Consider the following 238-nt stretch of genomic DNA (forward strand, 5'->3'; position numbering starts at 1 on the left):
AATGTTTGACTTGCTCATTTAAAAATAAAAATTAACGTTGACGTTTGTCGCTTTGTTCAGTTTTCAAAGTTCAACCGTCGCTCTTAAGCGACTTTACTATCTTATCAAGTTATTAACGTAATGTCAACAACTTTTTTAAAAGAAAAGAGAGATCTTTTCTAGCCTGGCAACGTCCTACTCTCACAGGGACAAAGTCCCAACTACCATTGGCGCTAAAGAGCTTAACTTCCGTGTTCGG

General features: G+C 37.4%; 1 rRNA gene. It reads right to left on the reverse strand.

Annotated features, from left to right (window positions below):
* Positions 1 to 161 precede the first annotated feature (161 nt).
* Positions 162 to 238: ribosomal RNA gene (gene rrf / locus SB717_RS40390) — 5S ribosomal RNA — on the reverse strand; the annotation flags it as partial.

Origin of the sequence: Priestia sp. SIMBA_032 (assembly GCF_046535215.1) — a bacterium.
Lineage (GTDB): Bacteria > Bacillota > Bacilli > Bacillales > Bacillaceae_H > Priestia > Priestia aryabhattai.